The organism is Sphingomonas sp. OV641, from assembly GCF_900109205.1.
Classification (GTDB): Bacteria; Pseudomonadota; Alphaproteobacteria; order Sphingomonadales; family Sphingomonadaceae; genus Sphingomonas.
Genome location: NZ_FNZB01000002.1, coordinates 447,683 through 469,576, shown reverse-complemented (window position 1 = coordinate 469,576; position 21,894 = coordinate 447,683). Strand labels below are relative to the sequence as shown.

The window sequence follows — 21,894 nt, the reverse complement described above, 5'->3', positions numbered from 1 at the left end:
CTGTTTGGGAGCGACGTTCTTCCCGGTGGCGGTGCGTTTCGCCGTCGGCCAGCAAGCCCAAGAGTGTCATGGATTGTTCGTCAGCGCACTCAGACGCCGTTTGGCGAAGGCGGGGGCTGGCGCCGTGCCCAGGAACAGCGCGCCGGTGAGAGTCCAGCGCCGTGCCAGGGACCAGAAGATGGTAGGAACGATCACGCAAATGGCGAAGATCAGCATGTCCGACGTGAGGCCAACGTAGCGAAGCGTGTAGTGGATGAACTGATGCAGAAACATGATGCAGATGGCGGCCTCTGACAGCGGCGTGAAGATCCGGTCGGAGATGGACGCCCTGGACAGGTTCTTCATCGCTTCGAAGAACAGCCATGTAAGGCACGCAGCCAGTGCGATCGACAGAAACGGAACGCCAGGCTTGGTGGTTTTCAGGTCCATGACCAGATCATAGCCAAGGTAATAACACGCAATCGCCCCGAAGATGACGATGGCGCACAGAGCCGATGTCCGGAGCCTGTCCTCCTTTGCTGTCTTGAGGATGTGACCGATCCAGAAAAGTGGCAGACTGTAGGTGATCGCGCCGATCGCCAACGGGGTACCGACGTGCGGGAACAGAAGATTGGCGACATAGCCGCTGGTGGTGATCAACAACACGGCCAGCGCGAACGGCCGCGTCAGCGGACCGTGCAACTTCAATTTGAGGTAATTGTATAGCAACTGAGTCGCGAACAGGCTTGTCACGAACCAGAACACGCCAAATTCTCTGGTCAAATATTCACCGCCGACAATCAGCCGAGCAACGCCTCTGGGCGAAAGATATCCGGATTGCATGCCAAGCGCATAATATCTGCCGACGATCAGCAGGAACACCAGCACGAGATAGCTGACATAGGGTAGCAGGAGCGTTCTCACGCGTTTCTCAGCGAGTGCCCAAGGTCGCGCAGGAGCGAACAGGAACCCTGACACAATAAAGAACATCGGCATTCTGAAAAGTTTCAAGAAATACACGATGTCGTCGCCGTATAGCGCCTTAGACTCAGAGAACACATGCAGGACGACAAGGAGAAGGATACCCACTCCTTTTGCTACATCAAGCCAAAGCTCCCTCGACGCCTTCGGCTTGGTCTGCACGCTGTCCTCCAGCAAGTTGCACGTCAACGGGAGTATGGTGAGTTGCGCTTTGTCGGTAACCCACACGTACTTGGCTGGAGCGGAGGGCACACCTCGGCAACTTTAGCTAAGCGATAGCCGCAGTCGGGGCGCTCTGGCGTGATGAAGTGACGATGATCCTCTGTGAGGGGATTGGGGCCGATGGCTGCCGCGCACGCTTGAGGAGCGCACCCCTAACACGCGGCGCATTCAGATACGGGCATTGGCTTACGTGTTTGCTCCTCCGAGCGGCGGCAAGAGGAGCGCCGGCGAACAGGGCGCTCTCATTCGATGCAGAGTCACAAAGCTGCGGTCTCCAACCCACTGCTACAACGCGCTTTTTCTGTAGTCGCGGTCTTACACGAGAGCTAATCACGGTGAGTAGAAAAGTTTAATTAATTGGATAATTAGTTCTTGACCCTTTGAGCGGCAGGCATACGATCATGATCAGTTCGGGAGACCAGAGACACAGAGCTCGGCTCCCGGCGCCAGGATGGCTCGCCATCCTTTCGGGGAGGATACCATGACGAGAGTCACGTCTCTTGGTCGTGCGCCCTTGTGCGCCAGCCTGCTCCTGACCTTTGCACCGAGCGCCGGCTTGGCGCAGGCGTCGACACCGGCCGAAGATCCACCAACATCTGCCGCTGCGGCGGCGCAAACGTCGGATGGGAGCGCGCAATCATCCAGCGCGATCACCCAGCCGTCGCCTGAAGCGAGTGCCGCCGCGCCGGGAGATATCGTCGTCACCGCGCAGCGGCGGGAGACGAGTCTCCAGGACATTCCGTTCTCGATCATGGCGTTCGGCGCCGAGCAGGTGGAGCAACAGCGCATCACCGATGCCTTCGCCCTGTCGCAGCGCGTGCCGTCGGCCATCTTCAATTCCGCGGCCGACAAGGCGTTTGCCGTGATTGGCCTGAGAGGCGTCCGCGCCTTGTTGTCCGCACCGGCGGCCGACCTTCCCGTCGTGTTCTTCTTCGACGACGTTTACACCTCGGGCGTATCGAGCACGGGCAGCACCTTCTTCGATATCGAGCGGATCGAGGTTCTTCGCGGTCCCCAGGGTACATTGTTCGGACGCAACGTCACCGGCGGTGCGATCTCCGTATCCACTCGCCGACCCACCTTCGACAATGATTGGGGTGGCAGCGCGACGATCGGGAACAAGGGTCAGGTAGCGGCGGAGTGGTTTTCCAACGCCGTGCTGCTGGAGGATAAGCTGGCCGCGCGGATCTCGTACAAGCACAGCCAGAACGACGGACTCATCGAAAACCGCGCTGGTCCGGACCTCAATAAAGAGAATGTCGACGCAATCCGCGGCCAGCTGCTGTTTACGCCGGCGAGCAATCTCAGCCTGCGGATCTCCGCCGATTATATGAACGACAACGGCACGAGCAACCCGGCGAAGGTGACCTGTTTCACACCCGCCGCCGAGGTCTGCACACCACAATTGCTGCCCCCGCTTTCCACGGATCCCTTCACCGTCGACCAGAATGACCCGGCGGGTTACCGCGTGGAATATTATGGCGGGCTGGCGCGCGTCGACTGGGACGTTGGCGACGCGGGATCTCTGACGTCCATCACTGCGATCCGGCGCAACGTGAATTATGCCAACCGCGATCCGGACGCGATCCCGCTCAGCGTCTATTATCTTCGCGCGGAAACCAACGACAAGCAGTTCACACAGGAATTGCGCTTCGCCTCGCCCGCCGAGAAACGCTTCTCCTATGTCGCTGGCTTCTTCTATCTCCGGCAACGCAACGAGCGCAGCGACTTCTACAATGAGCAAGGGCTGCCGGGCACGCCGTTCGGCACCTCCGTTCCGCTGCTGAAATCGACTCAGATCCGGCAATATGCCAACAACAGCAGCATCGCCGTCTTTGGCGAAGGTGCCTTCAAGATCACGCCCGAGCTCACCGCATCGATTGGCGCGCGCTATACCAGCGACCGGAAAAAGGGCTTCGACGAGATCACGGGTACTCCCGGCACCCCGCGCTTCCCGGTCGTTCCGACCTTTGTACGGTTCGGGCCTGAACGCTGGGGCTCGTTCACGCCGCGCGTCTACATCAGGTACGAGCCGACACCGGATCTCAACTTCTACGGGACCGTCGCCAAGGGCTTCAAGGGCGGCGGCTTCTCCTCCAGCCAGAACTCGATCGTCGGGCTGACCACGCCATTTCCTCCAGAAAAGGCGATCAATTACGAGATCGGCACCAAAAGCCGCTTCTTTGATCGAAAGGTTCAGTTCAACCTGACGCTCTTCAGGCAGGAAATCGACAATCTGCAGGCGACCTTTTTCGAGAACGGGCTGAGCTTCACGCGCAGTGTCGGCAAATCGCGGCAGCAGGGCATCGAACTCGAAAGCTCAGCCAATGTGACGCCGGACCTGAACCTCTTCGTCAATTATTCTTACCTGGACGCCGAATACCTGTCGTACAACACGGGCACGGCTGACTATGCGGGCAACCGGATGCCATTCGCGCCCAAGCATTCGCTGAATACCGGCGCGCGTTACACCGCGCGTCTCAGCGACGATTTCGAAATGCAGTTCGCCGGGGATTACAGCTACCATTCCAAGCTGGCGCTGAGCGACGCCAACAACGTCAATCGCGGTGCGATCGACCGGTCGGATTGGAACATCTTCGGCGCCAGCATCGACTTCATCCCTTTGAAGGCGAACTGGAAGGTCAGCGTCTGGGGCAAGAACCTGACGAACAATGCGCCGATCCAAGCGGCTTATGACTTCGGCACCTTCTGGCTGACCCCCGCTGAGCGCTCCGCCGGACGGCAGGCGTATCTCACTTATTACGCCAACCCGCGGACCTTTGGTCTGACCTTCAGCATCAAGAATTGAACTTCTCGAGCGGAGCGAAGCGCCATGACATCGAGGCTGTTTTCCGGCGATCGCCACATCGACCTGAGCATGGTGCGCGAGCATGCCGCACGGGCCGCAACCGGTTTCGCGGCCGCCGGGGTCGGACGCGGCGACACGATCGCGCTGTTTCTGCGCAACGACTTCCCGTTCCTTGAAGCCTCGGTCGCCGCCGGGCTTCTGGGCGCCTATGTCGTGCCGATCAACTGGCACGCGTCGGCCGAAGAGGCGCGCTACATCCTCGAAGACTCCGGCGCCAAGCTCCTGATCTGCCATGCCGATCTGGCGGGCGGTGTCCTCGGCGCCGTGCCCGATCGGGTGGGCGTGATCATCGTGCCGACCCCGGATGAAATCGCCGCCGCTTATCAGATCGGTCCGTCGCCCCCGGGATCCGAGGCGGGACCGCACTGGGCCGAGTGGCTGCAGCAGTTCGCGCCTTACGACGGGCCGCCCGAACCGTCGCCGGGTTCGATGATCTATACCTCCGGCACGACCGGGCGGCCCAAGGGCGTGCGCCGTGCGCCGCGGCCCGAGCATGATGAGGCTGGCCTGGCGATCTCACGGGCGATCTTCGGGCTGCAGGGGTGGGACGATCGGCCAGAGGAGATCGTCCTTCTGCTTCCCGGCCCGCTTTATCATTCGGCGCCAAACGGCTGGGCGATGTATTTCCTCGGCATCGGGGCGAACATCGTGCTTGCGCCCAGGTTCGATCCCGAACAGCTGCTGCGCGATATCGAGCGCCATCGCGTCACGCACCTGCTCGCCGTGCCGACCATGTTCGTTCGCCTGCTGAAGCTTTCGCCCGAGGTGCGCGGGCGCTACGACCTGTCGAGCCTCCGCTACGTCATGCACGGAGCCGCGCCCTGCCCGCCGCATGTCAAACGGGCCATGATCGACTGGTTAGGGCCGATCATCTGGGAGCATTACGGCAGCACCGAAGTAGGCGGACTGACCATCTGCAGCTCGGAGGAGTGGCTGGCCCATCCCGGCACGGTAGGCCGCGTCATGCCGAACTGCACCTTGCGGCTGCTGGACGAAACGGGCGCGGATGTGCCCGTGGGTCAGCCCGGCGACATCGTGGGCTGGCGCGCCGGCTATGCCGACTTCACCTACAACAGGGACGACGAGAAGCGCCGCGGCGCGGAGCGGCGACCGGGGCTCATCGCAACCGGCGACGTGGGCTTCTTCGACCAGGACGGCTTCCTGTATCTGTCGGGCCGATCCTCCGACATGGTGATCTCGGGTGGGGTCAATATCTACCCCGCGGAGATCGAGTCCGCCCTGCTCCAGCTGGAAGGCGTGCGTGATTGCGCGGTGTTCGGCATTCCGGACGCGGAGTTCGGCGAGCAATTATGCGCCGTGGTCGAGCCGGAGGCAGGCGCGCGGATCGACATCGATGACGTGCGCACCTTCGTTCGCAGCCGACTTGCCGGCTTCAAGGTGCCCCGCGTGGTCGAGTTCCGCGACACGTTGCCGCGCGAGGATTCGGGCAAGATCTTCAAGCGCGAGCTGCGCGATCCCTACTGGCAGGATGCGGGGCGCCAGATATGACCGACGCGGGCGGCGCGCATGGCGCGCATGGCTTGGGGGCAAACACGCCGATGCTCGCCGCGGCAGCCCCACCGCCGGGCGATGCGACCCCCGCCGTCGTCGACCCGGCGGCCCCCTCCCCGATCGGTCCGGTGAGCCGCGGCTACCGCCGCTATGCGCTCCTGGTGCTTCTCGCCGTCTACACCTTCAACTTCCTCGATCGGCAGATCCTCGCCATCCTGGCCGAGCCGATCAAGCACGACCTGGATCTGAAGGACTGGCAATTGGGGCTGCTGACAGGCCTCGCCTTTGCGCTGCTATACACGCTGCTGGGCATCCCGATCGCGACCTGGTCCGAACGCGGCAACCGGCCATGGATCATCGGCGGCGCGGTGACGATCTGGAGCGGGTTTACCGCGCTATGCGGCGCGGCGCAGAACTTCGTTCAACTGGTCGCGGCACGCGTCGGTGTCGGCATCGGCGAGGCAGGCTGCACCCCGCCGGCCATGTCGCTCATCACCGATTATACACCCAAGGAAGAGCGTGCCTCGGCGCTTTCCATCTATCTTCTCGGCTCGCCGCTGGGCGCGCTGATCGGCATGGCGGCCGGCGGGCTTGTGGCAGACCAATGGGGCTGGCGATCGGCGTTTCTGCTGGCCGGCGCGCCCGGTCTGCTGCTGGCACTGCTGGTGGTCACGACATTGAAGGAGCCGCGGCGCAGATGGTCGGCCGAGATCCGGCAGCGCACCACCCAGGCCCCGGGGTTCGCCGCCACGTTCGCGATGCTCCGCCGCAGCCGCACCTATTGGCTGGTGGTATCCGCCGTCGCGCTGAAGGCCTTCATCTCCTACGGGACGACGGCCTTTCTCGCCTCGTTCTTCTACCGCAACCATGCCGGCGAACTCTCGGCCATGGCAGCGGCGTTCGGCCTAAAGACCGGCGGCTTTCTTGGCCTCGCGCTCGGTCTGGTGACGGGGGTGACGTCCGGGCTCGGAACGCTGGCGGGCGGCTATGTCGCCGACCTCTTCGTCAAGCGCGATGCCCGCGCCTATGTGCTGCTTCCCGTCGCCGGATCGCTGACCGCACTGCCGTTCAGCATCGTCGCGCTGCACAGCAGCTCCGTCACCGCCGCGTTGATGATCCTGGCCGTGCCGTCGCTGCTCAACGCGCTTTGGCTCGCCCCCTCCTACGCCGCGATCCAGGGGCTGGTGCCAGCCTCCGCACGCGCCACGGCCACCGCGATCCTGCTTTTCGTCGCCAATCTGATCGGCCTTGGCATGGGACCGCTGGGAGTGGGTCTAATCAGCGATCTGGCCGCCGCATCCGTCGGCCCGGCCGAGGGCGTGCGGACATCGCTGACCATCGTGGCGCTTCTTGGCCTGCCGGCAGCGGCGCTGTTCTGGCACGCGCGCCGCTCGATCGTCGCCGAAACCATCAGCTGAGCCATGGCCGCTCCGCTTTCTTCCTCACCACAGGTGCCCTGCCACCCTTGCGGCACTCCCATCGCACGGAGACTGGAACATGGACTTTAGCATTCCCGATGAACTCCTGGCCTTCTTGAAGGAGCTCGACACGTTCATCGAAGCGGAGATCCGGCCGCTGGAGGAGCAGGACGATAATGTTCGCTTCTTCGATCATCGCCGCGAATATGCGCGCACCGATTTCGAGCGCGGCGGGCTGCCGCGCCACGAATGGGAGGAATTGCTGCGCGAGGCCAAGCGTCGCGCCGACAAGGCCGGCTATCTGCGGTTCGCGCTGCCAGCCGAATTCGGCGGAAAGGACGGCAACAACCTCTGGATGACGGTGATCCGCGAATATCTCGCGTCGAAGGGGCTGGGCCTGCACTATGACCAGCAGAACGAGCATTCGGTCGTCGCGAACAACCCGTTCATCGTCATGTTTCGCGACTTCGGCACGCCCGAGCAGAAGGCCGAATTCATCGAAGGCATGCTGCAGTTCAACCGGCGGGTGACCTTCGGCCTGACCGAGCCGTATCACGGGTCAGACGCGACCCATATGGCGACGCGAGCGGTGCGCGAAACGCGGGACGGCGTGGATGGCTGGCTCATCAACGGCGAGAAGATGTGGACGAGCGGCATGAACTCGGCAACGCATTGCGCCCTGTTCGCGCGTACGAGCGGTGAGGACGGCGCGGCGCGCGGGATCACCTGCTTCCTGGTGCCGGCCGACGATCCGGGCGTGAAGGCGGAGGAATATCTCTGGACCTTCAACATGCCGACCGACCACCCGCGCGTGAGCTTCACCAACGTCTGGGTGCCGGATGCCGCGATCTTCGGGCCACCCGAGGGTGGGCTCGCGCTCGCGCAATCATTCGTGCACGAGAACCGGATCAGGCAGGCCGCCGGCTCACTCGGCTCGGCAGTTTACTGCATCGAGGAAGCCATCCGCTACGCGCGGCAACGCAAGCCGTTCGGCGAAGATCTCGCGCGCAACCAGGCAATTCAGTTCCCGCTGGTGGAACTCGCCACGCAATGTGAGATGCTGCGCCTGCTGATCCGCAAGACGGCCTGGGAGATGGACCAGATGCCGCATCCTGAGGTGGAGAAGCGCATCTCCGACAAGGTATCGATGTGCAACTATTGGGCGAACCGCCTTTGCTGTGAGGCGGCTGATCGCGCGATGCAGGTGCATGGCGGCATCGGCTATTCGCGGCACAAGGCGTTCGAGCACATCTACCGCCATCACCGCCGCTATCGCATCACCGAAGGAACCGAGGAGATCCAGATGCGCAAGGTGGCCGCCTTCCTGTTCGGCTATCTTGGTCCGCGCCGGGCGGAGTTCGCCAACCTCACGTATGATGATGTCGACTATCGCAAGCAGAGCCAGATCCGCCCGCGCAGCGGCCGGCAAGCGATCGAGACCGTTCGGGCTCCTTCTGCCGGGAGCTGAGGGCGGGACCGGTGAGGCATGTTTCCGGCCGACGCCCGGGCGTGATGGAGAAGGATCGATGAGGGACCAGAGCATCCGAGCGTGGCCGGTGGCGCGCGGGATAAAGCGCCCGCGCTCGGCGCCCGGCCGTGACGCAGCCGGTTTGGTGGAGAACGCGGCGTGACCATTGCGATGCAGGCAGCGGTGCCGCCGAACGCTTCGGCATCGGCCGGGAGTGGCAGGGAGCAGTTCCTGGCGTCCTTGCTGGCGATGGCGCAGCGCGTCGACCCTTCGGTAACGGCGATCACCGGGCTGGCGCGCGTTTCGGCCGGCGCAACGCTGGAGACTTGGGCGCTTGATGCCGAGCGGCCCGGCGGAGGATTGCCGCTGATCCTGCGCCGCTCGCCCGGCACCCGCGCGGGGACGTCGCTGCCACTCTCCACCGAGGCGGAGGTGCTGCGGGCGGCTGGGCGCCAGGAGCTTGCCGTTCCTGCGGTGTGGCATGTGCTCCGGCCCGAGGACGAACTCGGCGATGGTTTCCTGATGAACCGCATCCCCGGCGAAACACTGGCACGGCGCATCATTCGCGACGCGGCCTATGCCGGCGCGCGTCAGGTGTTTGCCGCGCAGATCGGGACCACGCTCGGCAAGCTGCACGACCTGGCAGCGGACAGGCTGCCGACGCTGCCCTATTCCGATGCGCGCACGCAGCTGGCGCGGATGACGGCCGAGCTGGCCAAACCCGGCGTGCAGCCGCGTCCGGTGTTCGAACTGGCGATCAAGTGGCTGGAGGCGAAGTTGCCCGAGCCGGTCGACCCACGGCTGGTGCATGGCGACTTTCGACTGGGCAACCTGATCGTCGGCGAAAACGGCCTGCGCGCCGTACTGGACTGGGAAGTCGCGCACCTCGGCGACCCCGCCGAAGACCTGGCGTGGCTCCAGATCCCGCCCTGGCGCTTCGGCGTGCTCGGCCGGCCGGTTGGCGGGGTGGGCCGCGCGGAAGACATGTACGCCGCTTATGCTGCGGAAACCGGACGGCCGGTCGATGTCGAACGGGTCCGCTTCTGGCAGGTGCTCGGCAGCTTGCGCTGGGGCGTATCCACCGCGGGCATGGTGAACTGGCTTCGCGGCGGCGACACGACGGTGGAACGGGCGATGATCGCCCGCCGCGCCTCGGAGAACGAACTCGACCTCCTCCGCGCGATCATGGGACGGGATTGACGCCATGCAGGAACAACCGACGCCTTCAGAAATCCTGGCGACGGTCGCCGCCTTTCTGCGCGACGTTGCGATGCCGCAGCTTCAGGGGCACGCAAGCTTCACGGCCCGGGTGGCGATGAACGCTGTTGAGCTTGTCCGGCGGGAGATCGAGCTGAGGCCCGCAGCCGATCATCGCGAATTGGCCCGCCTTGCCGCGTTGCTCGGCCAGGACGGCTCGCTTGAGGCGCTGAACGGAGAATTGGCGTCGCAGATCCGGGACGGACGGATCGACATCCACAGCACCGCGCTGCTCGAACATCTTTGGCAAACAACCATGGACAAGCTGGCGATCGACCAGCCCGCCTATGCATCTTACCAGGACGCGCTGAAGGGATCGGGCGCAGCCTAGTGGCTGCGGCTCATGCTCACCTATCCGCCGCTAGAGCCTTTGAGCGAGCCTCCGCCGCCGACGGGGGAGTGCGCGCGATACCGGCCATGAAGATGTCGATCGTCTGCGCGATGAAGCGCTCCTGCTGGGATCGATCGAACTGTTCCACCTTGAAGACGGTGGGCAGAAGGATTCGCGCGGAAAAGAGCTGTTCGCAGATCCCGACCGCTTGAAAGTAGAGAAACATGGGGTCGAGCGGGCGGAACAGCCCTGCGGCGACGCCCTCGTCGATCAGCTGGCGATAAGCCTCGGTAAGGGGCCGGGTGAAGCGATCGACGATCTCCTGGCGGCGCTCCTGACTTTGATGATGAAGGACCTGGAGCAGGAGCCGGTTGATGTAGGGCCGGTGGAAGTAGGTGCGCAGCATGCCATTCAGGTGGCGCCGCATCTTCTCGGCCGGATCGATGGTCATCGACAATAGGCGGAGGAGCTGCTCGAGCGTGTGCTGCGCGTCTCGCTCGAGAAGGGCGACGAAAAGGCCTTCCTTGTTGCCGAAATAATATTTCACCATCGCCGTATTGGCACCCGCCCGTTCCCCGATGTCGATCAGCGACAGATCAAGCGTGTCGCGCTCCGTCATCAGCGCGCTGGCAGCCTCGAGCAGCTCCTCGCGTACATCGCGGCGCACGAGCGCGGTCGACGGCGCGGACAAGGAAGGTTCACCGTGCATCTTGGCCGGCCTCATAGAGTGAAGCGTATCCGTTCAGATCTCGAAGCGCCATATACGTCGTTCACGGACTTCGTAGACGCTGCGGTGAGTGAGATCTTCAAGAGCCGCTCGCACCCCCTCTTCAGGTTTGAAGCGTGGCCTGGTGAGATCGAGCGTTCTCGGCGCTGCCTTGGCTATCGACATCTCCGGAACGCCACAGCGTGTCACGGGTGAGATGCAGACACCGCGAAATGCAATCCGTTACGCTAAATCCGTTCGACCGCCGCCGAACGCGCGCGGTCGATCGGTCGAGTTGCCCGTTTACCAACACGAAGATGCTGCCAGTCCCACGATCGGGGGAACTGCACATTTTCTTCGGAAGCGAACTGGGTGGCGGAGACGGAGGGATTCGAACCCTCGGTACGGTTTCCCGTACGACGCTTTAGCAAAGCGTTGGTTTCAGCCACTCACCCACGTCTCCGGGCCTGGCGGAAGCGCGGCTATAGCGGGGTGTGCGGGGCTGATCAACCGTTGCCGGCATGGTCGATCGATTCACCCCGGCGCGCGCCTCGCGCTACCCGCCGCACTGTTCATTGTCTTGAAAGCGCGGGTTTGTTTATGGTGGTCCAACGGGGTCTGCCCGGGGGAATTGTACCAATGCGCATGTTCATGATCGCCGTGGCGATGGTCGCCACCTCACTTGCCGGCAGTGCGCCGGCACAGGTCCGGACGATCGATCCCAATCAGTCGATCGACGGCGATCTGTCGGGGCCGCGCGTGCCGCCGCCACCGGCCCGCTCCTCCGCGCAGACCTATCGCGAACCGACGTCGAACACCGATACGCCGGCGGACCAGGATGCGCCGCTCGAGGCACCACTGCCGCAGCAATCCCCCGCCCCGGCTCCATCCGCCCCACCAGCGCCATCCACCGGCGCCGAGGTGCGGGCGGACGCGACGACGCAGGCCGCGACGACCTTCAAGCGCGATGACCTGATCGGGGCTGGCGAAGGCGTGTTCGGCAAGGGCGCGGAGGGCTTCGCGTCCATTATCGAGAAGATCCTGTCGGAGCAGGGCGAGCCCAACGCCTATATCGCCGGTCGCGAGGCGGCTGGCGCATTCGTTGTCGGGCTGCGCTACGGATCGGGCATCATGACCCACAAGGTGGAAGGCCAGATGCCGGTCTATTGGACCGGGCCGTCGGTCGGCTTTGACGTGGGCGGCGATGCCAACAAGGTGTTCGTGCTGGTCTACAACCTTTACGACACGGCCGAACTGTACCGCCGTTTTCCAGCGGCCGAAGGGCGACTTTACTTTGTCGGCGGTTTCGCAGCCACGTATCTTCGTCGCGGCAATATCGTGCTGATCCCGGTGCGGCTGGGCGTCGGATACCGCGCAGGCGTGAACATCGGCTATATGAAATTCACGCAGAAATCGAACTGGCTGCCGTTCTGATCGCCGGCAGCCGGCCGGTCTGAAGCGCCGGCTGCGAAACGGATCGTCTCCGATCCGTGGCTTGGCGGCTGTGGCGGTCGCCCCATATCCTGGTCCAACCTGCCGCGTCGCATGGTGACGACGCGGCGCCAGGATCATCCAGCATGAAGAAGATCGGTTTCCTCTCGTTCGGCCATTGGTCGGACGCTCCTCACTCGGCCACGCGCTCTGCCAGCGATGTGCTGCTGCAATCCATCGACCTTGCAGTGGCGGCCGAGGAGCTGGGCGTCGACGGCGCCTATTTCCGGGTTCACCATTTCGCGCGGCAGCTCGCCTCGCCCTTCCCCCTGCTGGCGGCGGTGGGCGCGCGGACGCGCCGGATCGAGATCGGCACGGGCGTCATCGACATGCGATACGAAAACCCGTTCTACATGGCCGAGGATGCCGGCGCCGCCGATCTGATCAGCGGCGGCCGCCTGCAGCTTGGTATCAGCCGGGGCTCGCCGGAACAGGTGATCGAGGGCTGGCGCCACTTCGGCTATACGCCGGCCGAGGGCACCAGCGATGCCGATATGGGGCGGCGCCATGGTGAGGTGTTCTTCGAATTGCTGAAGGGCGAAGGCTTCGCCCGCCCCAATCCGCGGCCGATGTTCCCCAACCCACCCGGCCTGTTGCGGCTGGAGCCATTCTCGGCCGGGCTGCGCGAGCGCATCTGGTGGGGCTCCGCCTCCAACGCGACCGCGATCTGGGCGGCGCAGCAGGGCATGAACCTGCAGAGCTCGACCTTGAAGGCGGACGAGACCGGCGAGCCATTCCATGTGCAGCAGGCGCGGCAGATCCACGCCTATCGCGCAGCGTGGAAGGAGGCGGGCCATGCACGCGAGCCACGCGTGTCGGTGTCGCGGTCGATCTTCGCGTTGGTGAACGATCAGGACCGACGCTATTTCGGCGCGGGGTCAGACAGCGATCAGGTCGGCGTGATCGACAATATGCGCGCGGTGTTCGGCCGTTCCTACGCGGCGGAGCCCGATCGGCTGGTGGAGCAGCTGCGCGCGGATGAAGCGATCGCGGAAGCGGATACGCTGCTGTTAACGGTGCCGAACCAGCTGGGCGTGGACTATAACGCGCATGTGCTCGAGAGCATCCTGACCCATGTCGCACCGGCCCTCGGCTGGCGCTGACGAACGGCGCCTCGGACGTGTCCCGGGGGCAGGCCCCTCACCGCACGGCTTCGCCATGCCGCCCCGTGGAACGGAGCGACATGGCGTAGACGCTAACAGCGCTTCTTATTCTGAGGTCTGGGTCTGCGCGGCGGCAAGCGCGCGATATTTGTTGCGCAGGCTGACCTTGTCGATCTTCTCGGTGCCAAGGCGCGGCAGCGGGTCGGTGGACAGCCAGATGCGCTGCGGCACCTTGAAGGCGGCGATATGCTGCGTGAGGAAGGCGCAGAGATCGTCCACCGTGACAGCCCCTGGCTGCGCCAAATGCACGACGGCGCCCGGCACCTCGCCATATTTCTCATCCGCCAGACCGAACACCGCCGCTTCGGCAACCTCGGGATGCTGGTAAAGCGCATCCTCGACTTCCTGGCAGCTGATGTTCTCACCGCCACGAATGATGATGTCCTTTTTGCGATCCACGATGAAGAGGTAGCCGTCCTCGTCGAGGTAGCCGATGTCGCCGGTGCGAAAATATCCGTCGGCGGTGTAGCAGGCCTTGGTCGCCTCGGCGTTGCCCCAATATTCCTGGAAGCAGGCGGCCGAGCGGATCGAGATTTCGCCCCGTTCACCCTGTGGCACCGGCGCTCCGGCATCGTCGAGGATGGCAAGATCCACCAGCGGCATGGAGGGGCGGCCGGCCGAGTTCGGCTTGGCCAGATAATTGGTGCGCCAATTACCCGTGCCAACGCCGTTCGTCTCGGTGAGGCCGTAGCCGATCAGCGGCGCGCCCTCCATCTCCTCATTGATCCGCTTCACATGCTCGACCGGGCGCGGCGCGCCGCCCGCCGCGATGTCAGCGACGCTCGACAGATCGTATTTGTGCCGGTTGGGGTGGTTGAGCAATTCGAAGCTCATCAGCGGAACGCCGACGAAATAGGTGATCTTTTCCTGTTCGATCAGGCGCATCGCTTCTTCGGCGTCCCACTTGGGCATCAGCACCAGCTTGCGGCCGATCGCGAAGGATTGAAGAAAGACCGGCACTTCCGCCGTGACGTGGAACAGCGGCACATTGAGCAGCGTGGACGGCTGCAGGCCGCTCGCCGCCTGCCCCTCCTGCGCTGCCAGGGCGAGCATCATGAGGGCAGAGCCGAGGTAGTTGAACACGCCCTGCGTCACCTGCCGGTGGGTGGACAGGGCCCCCTTGGACTGGCCGGTCGAACCGGAGGTGAACAGGATGGTCGCATGATCATCCGGGCCGACCTGCGGCAATGTCGCCTCGCCAGTCGCCTTGGCGACGATCGGGCCCAGCGCGGAGCCGAGCGGCTTCAGATCGTCGAACTCGACCACCTTGGCGGTCAGCTGCGGCAGCGCGGCGAGCCGCTTGCAGCGTGGCGGATCGGCGAAGACCAGCGCGCAGCCAACGTCCTCGACGCCGGCCTGAAGCTCCTCGGACTGCCACCAGCCGTTGAGCAAGGTGGCAACGCCGCCGGCCATGAGGATGCCCATGTAGATGACGATCCACGACGGGGAATTGCGCGCGGCGATTCCCACCCGGTCGCCCTTTTTCACGCCAAATCCGCTGATCAGCGCCGATGCGACTTCCTGCGCCTTCGCATAGACGTCGGCATAGGTCAGCCGCTCTGCGCCCGCGACGAGGAACTCCGTGGCGGCGTGCTGCTGGCTGTAATGCGCGAAATAGGCCGGCAAGGATGGCGGCGCGCCAGCGATCACGGGCAAGGTCTGACCAAAGCGCTCAATCGACCCGAGCGCAAGCGGACCGCCCTCTCCCGTCAACGCGGCCATGGTCGCGTCCATCTTGAGATCTAGTTCGGTCTTCATGCGTCTCTCCGCTTGGTCCTTGTGTCTGGGGCCCTTATGCAGGCGCGACGTTTGAGGGAAAAGCCTTGATCCTGCCCATGTTCGCGGCCACCGCCGGCCACCTTCGTTTCGACGATCTGGGGTTGCACCCGGACGTCTTTTCCATCGGCTTCTTCACGCTGCGCTGGTACAGCCTGGCCTATATCGCTGGCATCGTCATTGGCTGGTGGTACCTGCTACGGCTGCTGGCCCAGCCCGGGGCACCGATGGCGCGCCGGCATGCCGACGATCTCGTCTTCTACGCCACGCTGGGCATCATCCTGGGCGGACGGATCGGCTATGTGCTGTTCTACGCGCCCGACATGATCCTTCACCCGCTGCGCATCCTGCGCCTGTGGGATGGCGGCATGAGCTTCCACGGCGGTGTGATCGGCACCAGCCTGGCGATCATCATTTTCGCGCGCAAGAACGGCCTGAACTGGCTGCGAATCCACGATTATGTCGCCTGCGTCGTGCCGTTCGGCCTCTTTTTCGGCCGGTTGGCAAACTTCGTGAACGGCGAGCTCTGGGGCAAGCCGACCGACGTGCCCTGGGCGATCGTCTTCTCGCGCACCGTGCCAGCCGGTTTTCCGGAACCCGCCCGCCATCCGAGCCAGCTCTATGAGGCGGGGCTTGAGGGCCTGGTGCTGTTCGCGGTGCTGTGGTTCTTCTTCTGGCGCACCAATGCCCGTTACCAACCGGGCAAGCTCGTTGGCGTCTTCCTAACCGGTTATGGCCTCGCGCGGTTTTTCGTGGAGTTCTTCCGCGAGCCGGATTCGCAATTCGCCGGCACGTTCTTCGCCACGACGATTCACATGGGTCAGCTGCTGTGCCTGCCGATGATCGCCGGCGGATTGTACCTGATCGCCACCGCGCAGGGGCGCCGGCAGCGGGTGGAGCCGATCGCCGGCGGGAACAGCGTCGCCTGATCCTTCACGGTCGCTGCGCTTCAGCGTGGCGACCGACTGCTTGCCGGAACGCCGGATACACTCCGGCGCGCCATGGCCGCATCCCGTACTTGCGCGGGCGTGAGTTGGAGCAAATCAGCCGCGCTCGGCGTCATTCCGGCCTGATCAGAATTCCGACCTCGGCAAACCCGTTGCCTCAGGCCTCACTCACCAGCAGCTTGTCGATGCGACGGCCGTCCAGATCGACCACCTCGAACCGCCAGCCCTGCTCGACGAAGCTTTCGCCCTCTGCCGGCAGGTGACGGAACACCGCGAGTGCCAGACCAGCCACGGTCGCGTAATCCCGATCCTCGGGAAGGTCGATGCCCAGCCGCTCGGCGAGGGAATCGGCGGCCATGGTGCCGGACACCAGCAAACTCCCGTCATCGCGCTCCACGATGTTCGGCGCGTCGCCGGGGTCCGCATCCGACGCAAACTCACCCGCGATCGCCGCCAACAGGTTGGCGGGGGTGACGATGCCTTCGAAATGCCCGTATTCGTCGTGGATCAGCGCCATCGGCACTTCGGCGCGGCGCAGCGCGTCCAGCGCGTCCATCGCATCGATCTGGTCGACCACGAAGGGCGCCTTGCGGACCAGCTGGCGCAGGTCCAGCGTCTCGCCGCGAGCCAGCGCCGCCGCGACGTCGCGCGCCTGTACGACGCCGATCACGGCATCGATCGACCCGTCCGCCACGGGCAGCCGGCTGTGCGGCGTGGCGAGCAGCTTGGCACGGATGGCCGTGTCGCTGAGGCCGGCGTCCAGCCAGTCGACTTCCGTGCGAGGGGTCATGACCTCACGCACCGGCCGGTCCGCCAGCCGCACCACGCCGGAAATGATCGAGCGCTCATGCTCCTCGATCACGCCCGACTTCGACGCCTCGGCGACGATCAGGTGCAGTTCCTCCGCGGTGACATGTTCTTCCGATTCGCGGTTGAGGCGCAGCAGCCGGAAGATCAGCGCGCTGGAGGCATCGAGCAGCCAGACCAGCGGCTTGGTGATGCTCGCCAGCCAGGTCATGGGCAGCGCCACCCAGGCCGCGACCGGCTCCGGATTGCGCAACGCAATCTGCTTGGGAACCAGTTCGCCAATGATCAGCGAGGCATAGGTCGTCAGGCCGATGACGATCGCGACGCCCAGATTGTCCGCGATCCGCTCCGGCACGCCGAGCGCCGCCAGCCGCGCGGCCATCGGCGCGCCGAGGCTTGCGCCCGAATAAGCGCCGTTGATGATGCCGATCAGGGTGATCCCGATCTGGACGGTGGAGAGGAATTTGCCCGGATCAGCCGCAAGATCGATGGCCGCACGCGCGCCGCGATGGCCGGCGCGCACCATGGCGTCCAGCCGCGCCTTGCGGGCGGAAACGATAGCAAGCTCGCTCATCGCAAAGACGCCGTTGAGGGCGACCAGCGTGAGGATGATCAGGACGTCGATCCAGGGGAACGGCGGTGGCATGGTGGACGGCCTTCTTGGCGGGATTTCTCGCCCCCGACAACCACCTGCGTCAGCACTGGTTCAGCACGGAAGCGGAACAACCCGCCAAATGCGCGGGTTTTACACGCCAGTTCACGGAGGAAAGAGATACAATGAAGCGGAGATCAGCGTTCACCGCCGCACTTGCCGGCTGCGCGCTTCTGGCGACCGGGGCCTGCACGACCGATCCGGAGACGGGCGAGCGGCGGATCTCCAAGGCTGCGATCGGCGGCATCGGCGGCGCGCTTGGCGGATATCTGCTGGGTGATCTGGTCGGCGGACGGCGCGATCGCACGGAGAAGATCGTCGGGGCGGGCATCGGCGGCATCGCGGGCGCCGGGATCGGCGCCTATATGGACCAGCAGGAGCGCGAGATGCGCGCGCGGACCGCGGGCACGGACGTTGAGGTGATCCGCCAGGGTGACGATCTGCTGCTCAACATTCCGAGCGGGATCAACTTCGCCTATGATTCGGCGACGGTGCAGCCGCAGTTCCAGCGCACGCTGGACGAGGTGGCCAAGGTGCTGAGCGATTACAACCGCACCTATGTGGACGTGTACGGCCACACTGATTCGAACGGCAGCGACGCCTATAACCAGGGTCTTTCGGAGCGCCGGGCGGCGTCCGTCGCCGATTACCTGTCGTCGCGCGGCGTGACCCGCGCCCGCATTGGCACGCGCGGTTTTGGCGAGACCCAGCCGATCGCAACCAACGAGACCGAGGACGGCCGGGCGGCGAACCGCCGGGTGGAGATCAAGATCGTCCCGATCCTCGAAAGCGAAGTCGGCTACCGCAATTGATCGTGGCGGGCGACGCGGGGAGAACAAGCGGCGACCAGCCGCCTGTCACGCCGCGCCGCCCGGGTCCTCTCCGCGACGACCTATCGGCGGGCGGCGAAGAAGCCGCGCAGAAGCGCCGCGGACTCCTCCATGCCGATAGCGGGGTAAAGCTCGGGACGGTGATGACAGGTGGGCTGGGCGAAGAAGCGCGGCCCATGCTCCACCGCCCCGCCCTTTGCGTCGCCGGCCCCATAATATAGCCGGCGCAGCCGTGCATGGGCGATCGCGCCGGCGCACATGGCGCAGGGTTCGAGCGTAACCCACAGGTCGCAATCTTCCAGCCGCTCGCGCCCCAGTGTCCGGGCGGCCGCCCGAATCGCGAGCATTTCGGCATGGGCGGTGGGATCGCACAGACGGCGCGGCGCATTGGCGGCGGTGGCGACCACCTCGTCACCCAGCATGACGACCGCGCCGACCGGCACCTCTCCCTCCGCTGCCGCGGCACGAGCGGCATCCAGCGCGATGCGCATCGGTTTGGGCAAGGGAAACATGACGCGCTTCTAGGCCAGCGTGCGGGGAAACTGAACGTGCCCCGCTCGCCTGTTATGATGGTTCGCCGGAGAAGGCTGGCCTGGTTCCGGGCGTGTTCAGCCTTATTGGGCGGGCGAAGGATCAGCCGCCGGCTTCTGCACCTCGACCTTGGGCACCTCGATCACCTTCTGCTCGGTACCGAGATCGATCTTGCCTACATCGGCCTTGAACTCCGGCGCCTGCCCGCCCTCGATGCGGGGCAGCCTGGCCGTCTGTGTCTGATCGATGTTGATGAAGCCGGTCGCCATGCCCGCCAGAATCACGAGCGCGGCGATGCCAAGAAGGACAAGAAGGGCGCGCATGTTCCGGTCTCCATTCGATTCGCTGACGCAACAACGACCGGGGTTGCTGGTAGGTTGCACGGCCAGCCGCTTGACGATTCGAGAAGGTGGCGCTATCCGCGCCCACTTTCCGGGCCAACCCGAAACTCAGGATCACGAACCATGTCGCGCATCTGCGAGCTGACCGGCAAGGGCCGGCAGGTGGGACACAACGTTTCCCACGCCAACAACAAGACCAAGCGTACGTTTCTGCCGAACCTGCAGAACGTGACGCTGATGTCGGACGTGCTGGAGCGCAGCGTGCGCCTGCGCGTGTCGACCCACGGCCTGCGCTCCGTTGAGCACAACGGCGGCCTCGACAACTGGCTGGTGAAGACGAGCGACGACAAGCTGTCGCTGCGTGCCCGCCGCCTGAAGCGCGACATCGTCAAGAAGCGCGCTACCGTCGACACCGCCGCCGCCGCTTAATCAGCGCGCTGGCCTGTCACAAAAGGTCTGTCGCCCATCGGGCGACGGGCCTTTTGGCGTTTCCGCAAACATCCTGCTGAAGCTGCTGGTCTGCGATCCGGCGGGAGCATGGCGATTCGCCGGCGCGCCCGTGTTCACCAGACCGTCCGTGTTCACCAGACCGCCCCTGTTTACCAGACCGCCTGTATTCAGTTGAGCCGGAACTTCAGCAGATAGGACGGGCGAAAGGGCATGCCGTCATTGTCGGTGACGATCCACACGATCGTCGCGCCGGCTTCCTGCGTAACGGCGATCCCCTCGCAATTCTCACGCATCACCGGCGCCGCCAGCGTCGCGATTACCTTGCCCCGCACGTGCGCGCCGGGCCGCAGCGCCGCTACCGGCACGCGCACCAGCTTGGCGGAGAAGCTGAACGGGTAACGAAACCGGCGGGTGAGGATCAGAAGGTCGCCATCCGGCAGGACCGTCGCATCGCTGGGATCGAATCGGTCCGGCGGCAGGAAGCGGAACGGCGCCGCCCGGGTTTTGGGATTTGTGGGGTCGCCGGAGAACAGCACCGCGTAACGGCTTCGTCGATTCGGCTGGCGCTCGGCAAAGGCAACGAAGCGGCCGTCGTGCAGCCGGACAAAGGCCTCTGCGCCCTGGTTGCGCACCCAGGATCGCATCAGGTCGGGCGCGCGATGCCCCTCGACGCGCTGGAAGTTCGCGCGGTACCGCCAGATCTCATTCTGGTTTTCGAAGCCGACCCATGCCGTTCCGCTTGCGGGATCGAGGATCAGCGATTCGCTGTCACGATCCGCCCGGTCCCAACCGATCGCAGGCCCGTCCGCCAGAACATAGCCGCGGGCACCGATCGCCACATCCTGGCGCAGCGCGAAGCTGACGACATTGGCGCCGTCCGACATCAGGAAGGCGCGGCCGCCGCGCCAGGCGATCGCCGAGAAGCCGCCGAACGCGGGATCGTGGCTGCGCAACGTATAGCCGGCGAGCGGCGTGAGTTGTCCGATCCGGGCCGGCCAACCACCCGGCGGCACATAGCGGGCGACCGTGATCGACGGCGCGGCGCTGATCAGCGGCAGCCGTTCATTGCCGGCATAGCGCGGCACCACCAGCAGCACCGCGACCACGCAAAACATCCAGCGCATCACCCCGCGCGCCGGCTTCATACCTGAACCTTGGATAACGAGCGCATTCAGGGTTGGCTCAACGCGAATCGGCCAGAACCACATTCATCGAGACGGCAAACGCCCTCTCCGACGGAATTTGGAACGGGAGACGCAACCATGTTCAAGAAGCTTTCGCTCGCCGGCGCCGCTCTCGCGATGAGCACGGTGGCCATGATCCCGGCAGAAGCATCGGCGCAGCGCTACTACGGCGACCGCTATGAGCGCCAGTATCGCGGCCATGATAATTACCGCGGCTATCGCGGGTATCGCGGCAACGACCGTCGCTATTACCGCAACCAGCGCTGCAACAACGGCACCACCGGCACCATCGTCGGCGCGATCGCCGGCGGCCTGCTGGGTCGCGCGATCGACAGCCGGGGGGACCGCGCGCTGGGCACCGTGCTCGGCGGCGTGGGCGGCGCGGTGGCCGGTAACGCGATCGAGAAGTCGAACAACCCGCGTTATTGCCGCTGATCCAGGGGCCGGCGGGATCCGCCGGCAACGAGATGGCCTTTGGCCTGCTTATCCCTCGCGTAGCGTATGAGGGCGCGGGCCCGCTTCCAACCGGAGGCGGGCCCGTTGTTTTTGGGCCCGCTGTTTTCGGGTGTGCGGCCTGAGCGAACCTCTCTGTCCGTATTCCCCTATTCCATAGGGTTTCGCTCAACCTCCTAAAGGCGCCTCCCCGGCGAAGGCGGGGGTTCAGTTGGGAAAGCGGTGGTAGAAGCCGGTGTGCCTGCCAGCTGCGTTCCGCACCTGGGCCCCGGCCTTCGCCGGGGAGGCGGATCTGGGTGGCTGCGCCACGCTCTAGTGCCCAGCGACGTCGGGGCATCAGGCGCGAGCGCTGTCGTCCGGGGCAAGTCCCTCGACTTTGCTCGGGACGAACGGATTGGCGGGCGGTGGCGCGGCCCTCACTTCCAGCACCGGTTGCCCGTTGATCGCTCGGACGCTATATCCAAACCCATGTCGCGCAACCGTGCCACGACCACTAGCACTACCCCGGTTCTCCGGGGGCGGTCGC

The 21,894-nt window shown here is 64.9% G+C and carries 19 protein-coding genes and 1 tRNA gene; 12 read left to right on the top strand and 8 right to left on the bottom strand.

Annotated features, from left to right (window positions below; genetic code table 11):
* Window positions 1–66 precede the first annotated feature (66 nt).
* Window positions 67–1,122 carry an acyltransferase family protein gene (locus tag BMX36_RS13130; RefSeq protein ID WP_177179135.1) on the bottom strand — a complete coding sequence of 352 codons (1,056 nt, stop codon included), beginning with the start codon at window positions 1,120–1,122 and terminating at the stop codon, window positions 67–69.
* Window positions 1,123–1,663: 541 nt separating this feature from the next.
* Here BMX36_RS13130 and BMX36_RS13125 point away from each other — a divergent pair.
* The 6 genes from BMX36_RS13125 to BMX36_RS13100 all read left to right on the top strand — a co-directional run bounded on the left by BMX36_RS13125 (window position 1,664) and on the right by BMX36_RS13100 (window position 10,037).
* Window positions 1,664–3,991: a TonB-dependent receptor gene (locus BMX36_RS13125; protein WP_177179134.1), complete on the top strand. Its 2,328-nt coding sequence runs from the start codon at window positions 1,664–1,666 to the stop codon at window positions 3,989–3,991.
* Window positions 3,992–4,015: 24 nt separating this feature from the next.
* Window positions 4,016–5,560, top strand: coding sequence for an acyl-CoA synthetase (locus tag BMX36_RS13120; RefSeq protein ID WP_093066063.1), 1,545 nt, complete (start codon window positions 4,016–4,018; stop codon window positions 5,558–5,560).
* The gene (locus tag BMX36_RS13115) at window positions 5,557–6,981 is read left to right on the top strand and encodes a spinster family MFS transporter (protein WP_256210792.1); all 1,425 of its coding nucleotides are present in this window, start codon (window positions 5,557–5,559) and stop codon (window positions 6,979–6,981) included. Before BMX36_RS13120 ends, BMX36_RS13115 begins: the two co-directional genes overlap by 4 nt.
* A gap of 79 nt (window positions 6,982–7,060) precedes the next feature.
* Window positions 7,061–8,449 (top strand): acyl-CoA dehydrogenase family protein, encoded by a 1,389-nt coding sequence (locus tag BMX36_RS13110; protein WP_093066061.1) that lies wholly within the window; start codon window positions 7,061–7,063, stop codon window positions 8,447–8,449.
* A 159-nt stretch (window positions 8,450–8,608) separates the two neighbouring features.
* Window positions 8,609–9,649, top strand: coding sequence for a phosphotransferase family protein (locus tag BMX36_RS13105; RefSeq protein ID WP_218142167.1), 1,041 nt, complete (start codon window positions 8,609–8,611; stop codon window positions 9,647–9,649).
* A 4-nt stretch (window positions 9,650–9,653) separates the two neighbouring features.
* A complete protein-coding gene (locus BMX36_RS13100; RefSeq protein ID WP_093066059.1) occupies window positions 9,654–10,037 on the top strand; it encodes a DUF6285 domain-containing protein in 384 nt (127 codons plus the stop codon).
* A gap of 16 nt (window positions 10,038–10,053) precedes the next feature.
* Here BMX36_RS13100 and BMX36_RS13095 read toward each other — a convergent pair whose 3' ends face one another.
* A complete protein-coding gene (locus BMX36_RS13095) occupies window positions 10,054–10,746 on the bottom strand; it encodes a TetR-type transcription factor C-terminal domain-containing protein (RefSeq protein WP_177179133.1) in 693 nt (230 codons plus the stop codon).
* 370 nt (window positions 10,747–11,116) lie between these two features.
* Window positions 11,117–11,206 (bottom strand) — tRNA-Ser (locus BMX36_RS13090).
* 176 nt (window positions 11,207–11,382) lie between these two features.
* Here BMX36_RS13090 and BMX36_RS13085 point away from each other — a divergent pair.
* Complete coding sequence (locus tag BMX36_RS13085; RefSeq protein WP_093066057.1) at window positions 11,383–12,177, top strand: DUF1134 domain-containing protein; 795 nt, start codon at window positions 11,383–11,385, stop codon at window positions 12,175–12,177.
* Between the two features lie 143 nt (window positions 12,178–12,320).
* A complete protein-coding gene (locus BMX36_RS13080) occupies window positions 12,321–13,337 on the top strand; it encodes an LLM class flavin-dependent oxidoreductase (RefSeq protein ID WP_093066056.1) in 1,017 nt (338 codons plus the stop codon).
* Window positions 13,338–13,442: 105 nt separating this feature from the next.
* Here BMX36_RS13080 and BMX36_RS13075 read toward each other — a convergent pair whose 3' ends face one another.
* The gene (locus BMX36_RS13075; RefSeq protein ID WP_093066054.1) at window positions 13,443–15,155 is read right to left on the bottom strand and encodes a class I adenylate-forming enzyme family protein; all 1,713 of its coding nucleotides are present in this window, start codon (window positions 15,153–15,155) and stop codon (window positions 13,443–13,445) included.
* Window positions 15,156–15,220: 65 nt separating this feature from the next.
* Between BMX36_RS13075 and lgt the strand changes: the two genes are divergently transcribed.
* Window positions 15,221–16,102, top strand: coding sequence for a prolipoprotein diacylglyceryl transferase (gene lgt, locus BMX36_RS13070; RefSeq protein WP_371262891.1), 882 nt, complete (start codon window positions 15,221–15,223; stop codon window positions 16,100–16,102).
* Window positions 16,103–16,277: 175 nt separating this feature from the next.
* On the opposite strand, the gene BMX36_RS13065 is transcribed toward lgt, so the two are convergent.
* Window positions 16,278–17,573: a hemolysin family protein gene (locus tag BMX36_RS13065; protein ID WP_093066052.1), complete on the bottom strand. Its 1,296-nt coding sequence runs from the start codon at window positions 17,571–17,573 to the stop codon at window positions 16,278–16,280.
* 131 nt (window positions 17,574–17,704) lie between these two features.
* On the opposite strand from BMX36_RS13065, the gene BMX36_RS13060 reads away from it, so the two are divergent.
* Entirely contained in the window at window positions 17,705–18,391 is a 687-nt protein-coding gene (locus BMX36_RS13060; protein ID WP_066779261.1) for a YiaD family glycine zipper/OmpA-like lipoprotein, read from the top strand.
* Between the two features lie 80 nt (window positions 18,392–18,471).
* Here the strand turns inward: BMX36_RS13060 and BMX36_RS13055 are convergent, their stop codons facing one another.
* Entirely contained in the window at window positions 18,472–18,900 is a 429-nt protein-coding gene (locus BMX36_RS13055) for a nucleoside deaminase (protein ID WP_093066405.1), read from the bottom strand.
* A gap of 123 nt (window positions 18,901–19,023) precedes the next feature.
* On the bottom strand, window positions 19,024–19,263 hold the full coding sequence (locus tag BMX36_RS13050; RefSeq protein WP_066779264.1) for a hypothetical protein: 240 nt from the start codon (window positions 19,261–19,263) through the stop codon (window positions 19,024–19,026).
* 141 nt (window positions 19,264–19,404) lie between these two features.
* Here BMX36_RS13050 and rpmB point away from each other — a divergent pair, with 141 nt between their 5' ends.
* The gene (rpmB, locus tag BMX36_RS13045) at window positions 19,405–19,710 is read left to right on the top strand and encodes a 50S ribosomal protein L28 (protein ID WP_066779267.1); all 306 of its coding nucleotides are present in this window, start codon (window positions 19,405–19,407) and stop codon (window positions 19,708–19,710) included.
* 188 nt (window positions 19,711–19,898) lie between these two features.
* Here rpmB and BMX36_RS13040 read toward each other — a convergent pair whose 3' ends face one another.
* A complete protein-coding gene (locus tag BMX36_RS13040) occupies window positions 19,899–20,855 on the bottom strand; it encodes an esterase-like activity of phytase family protein (RefSeq protein WP_218142166.1) in 957 nt (318 codons plus the stop codon).
* A gap of 138 nt (window positions 20,856–20,993) precedes the next feature.
* Between BMX36_RS13040 and BMX36_RS13035 the strand changes: the two genes are divergently transcribed.
* The gene (locus BMX36_RS13035) at window positions 20,994–21,350 is read left to right on the top strand and encodes a glycine zipper 2TM domain-containing protein (protein ID WP_066779270.1); all 357 of its coding nucleotides are present in this window, start codon (window positions 20,994–20,996) and stop codon (window positions 21,348–21,350) included.
* Window positions 21,351–21,894: the final 544 nt, after the last annotated feature.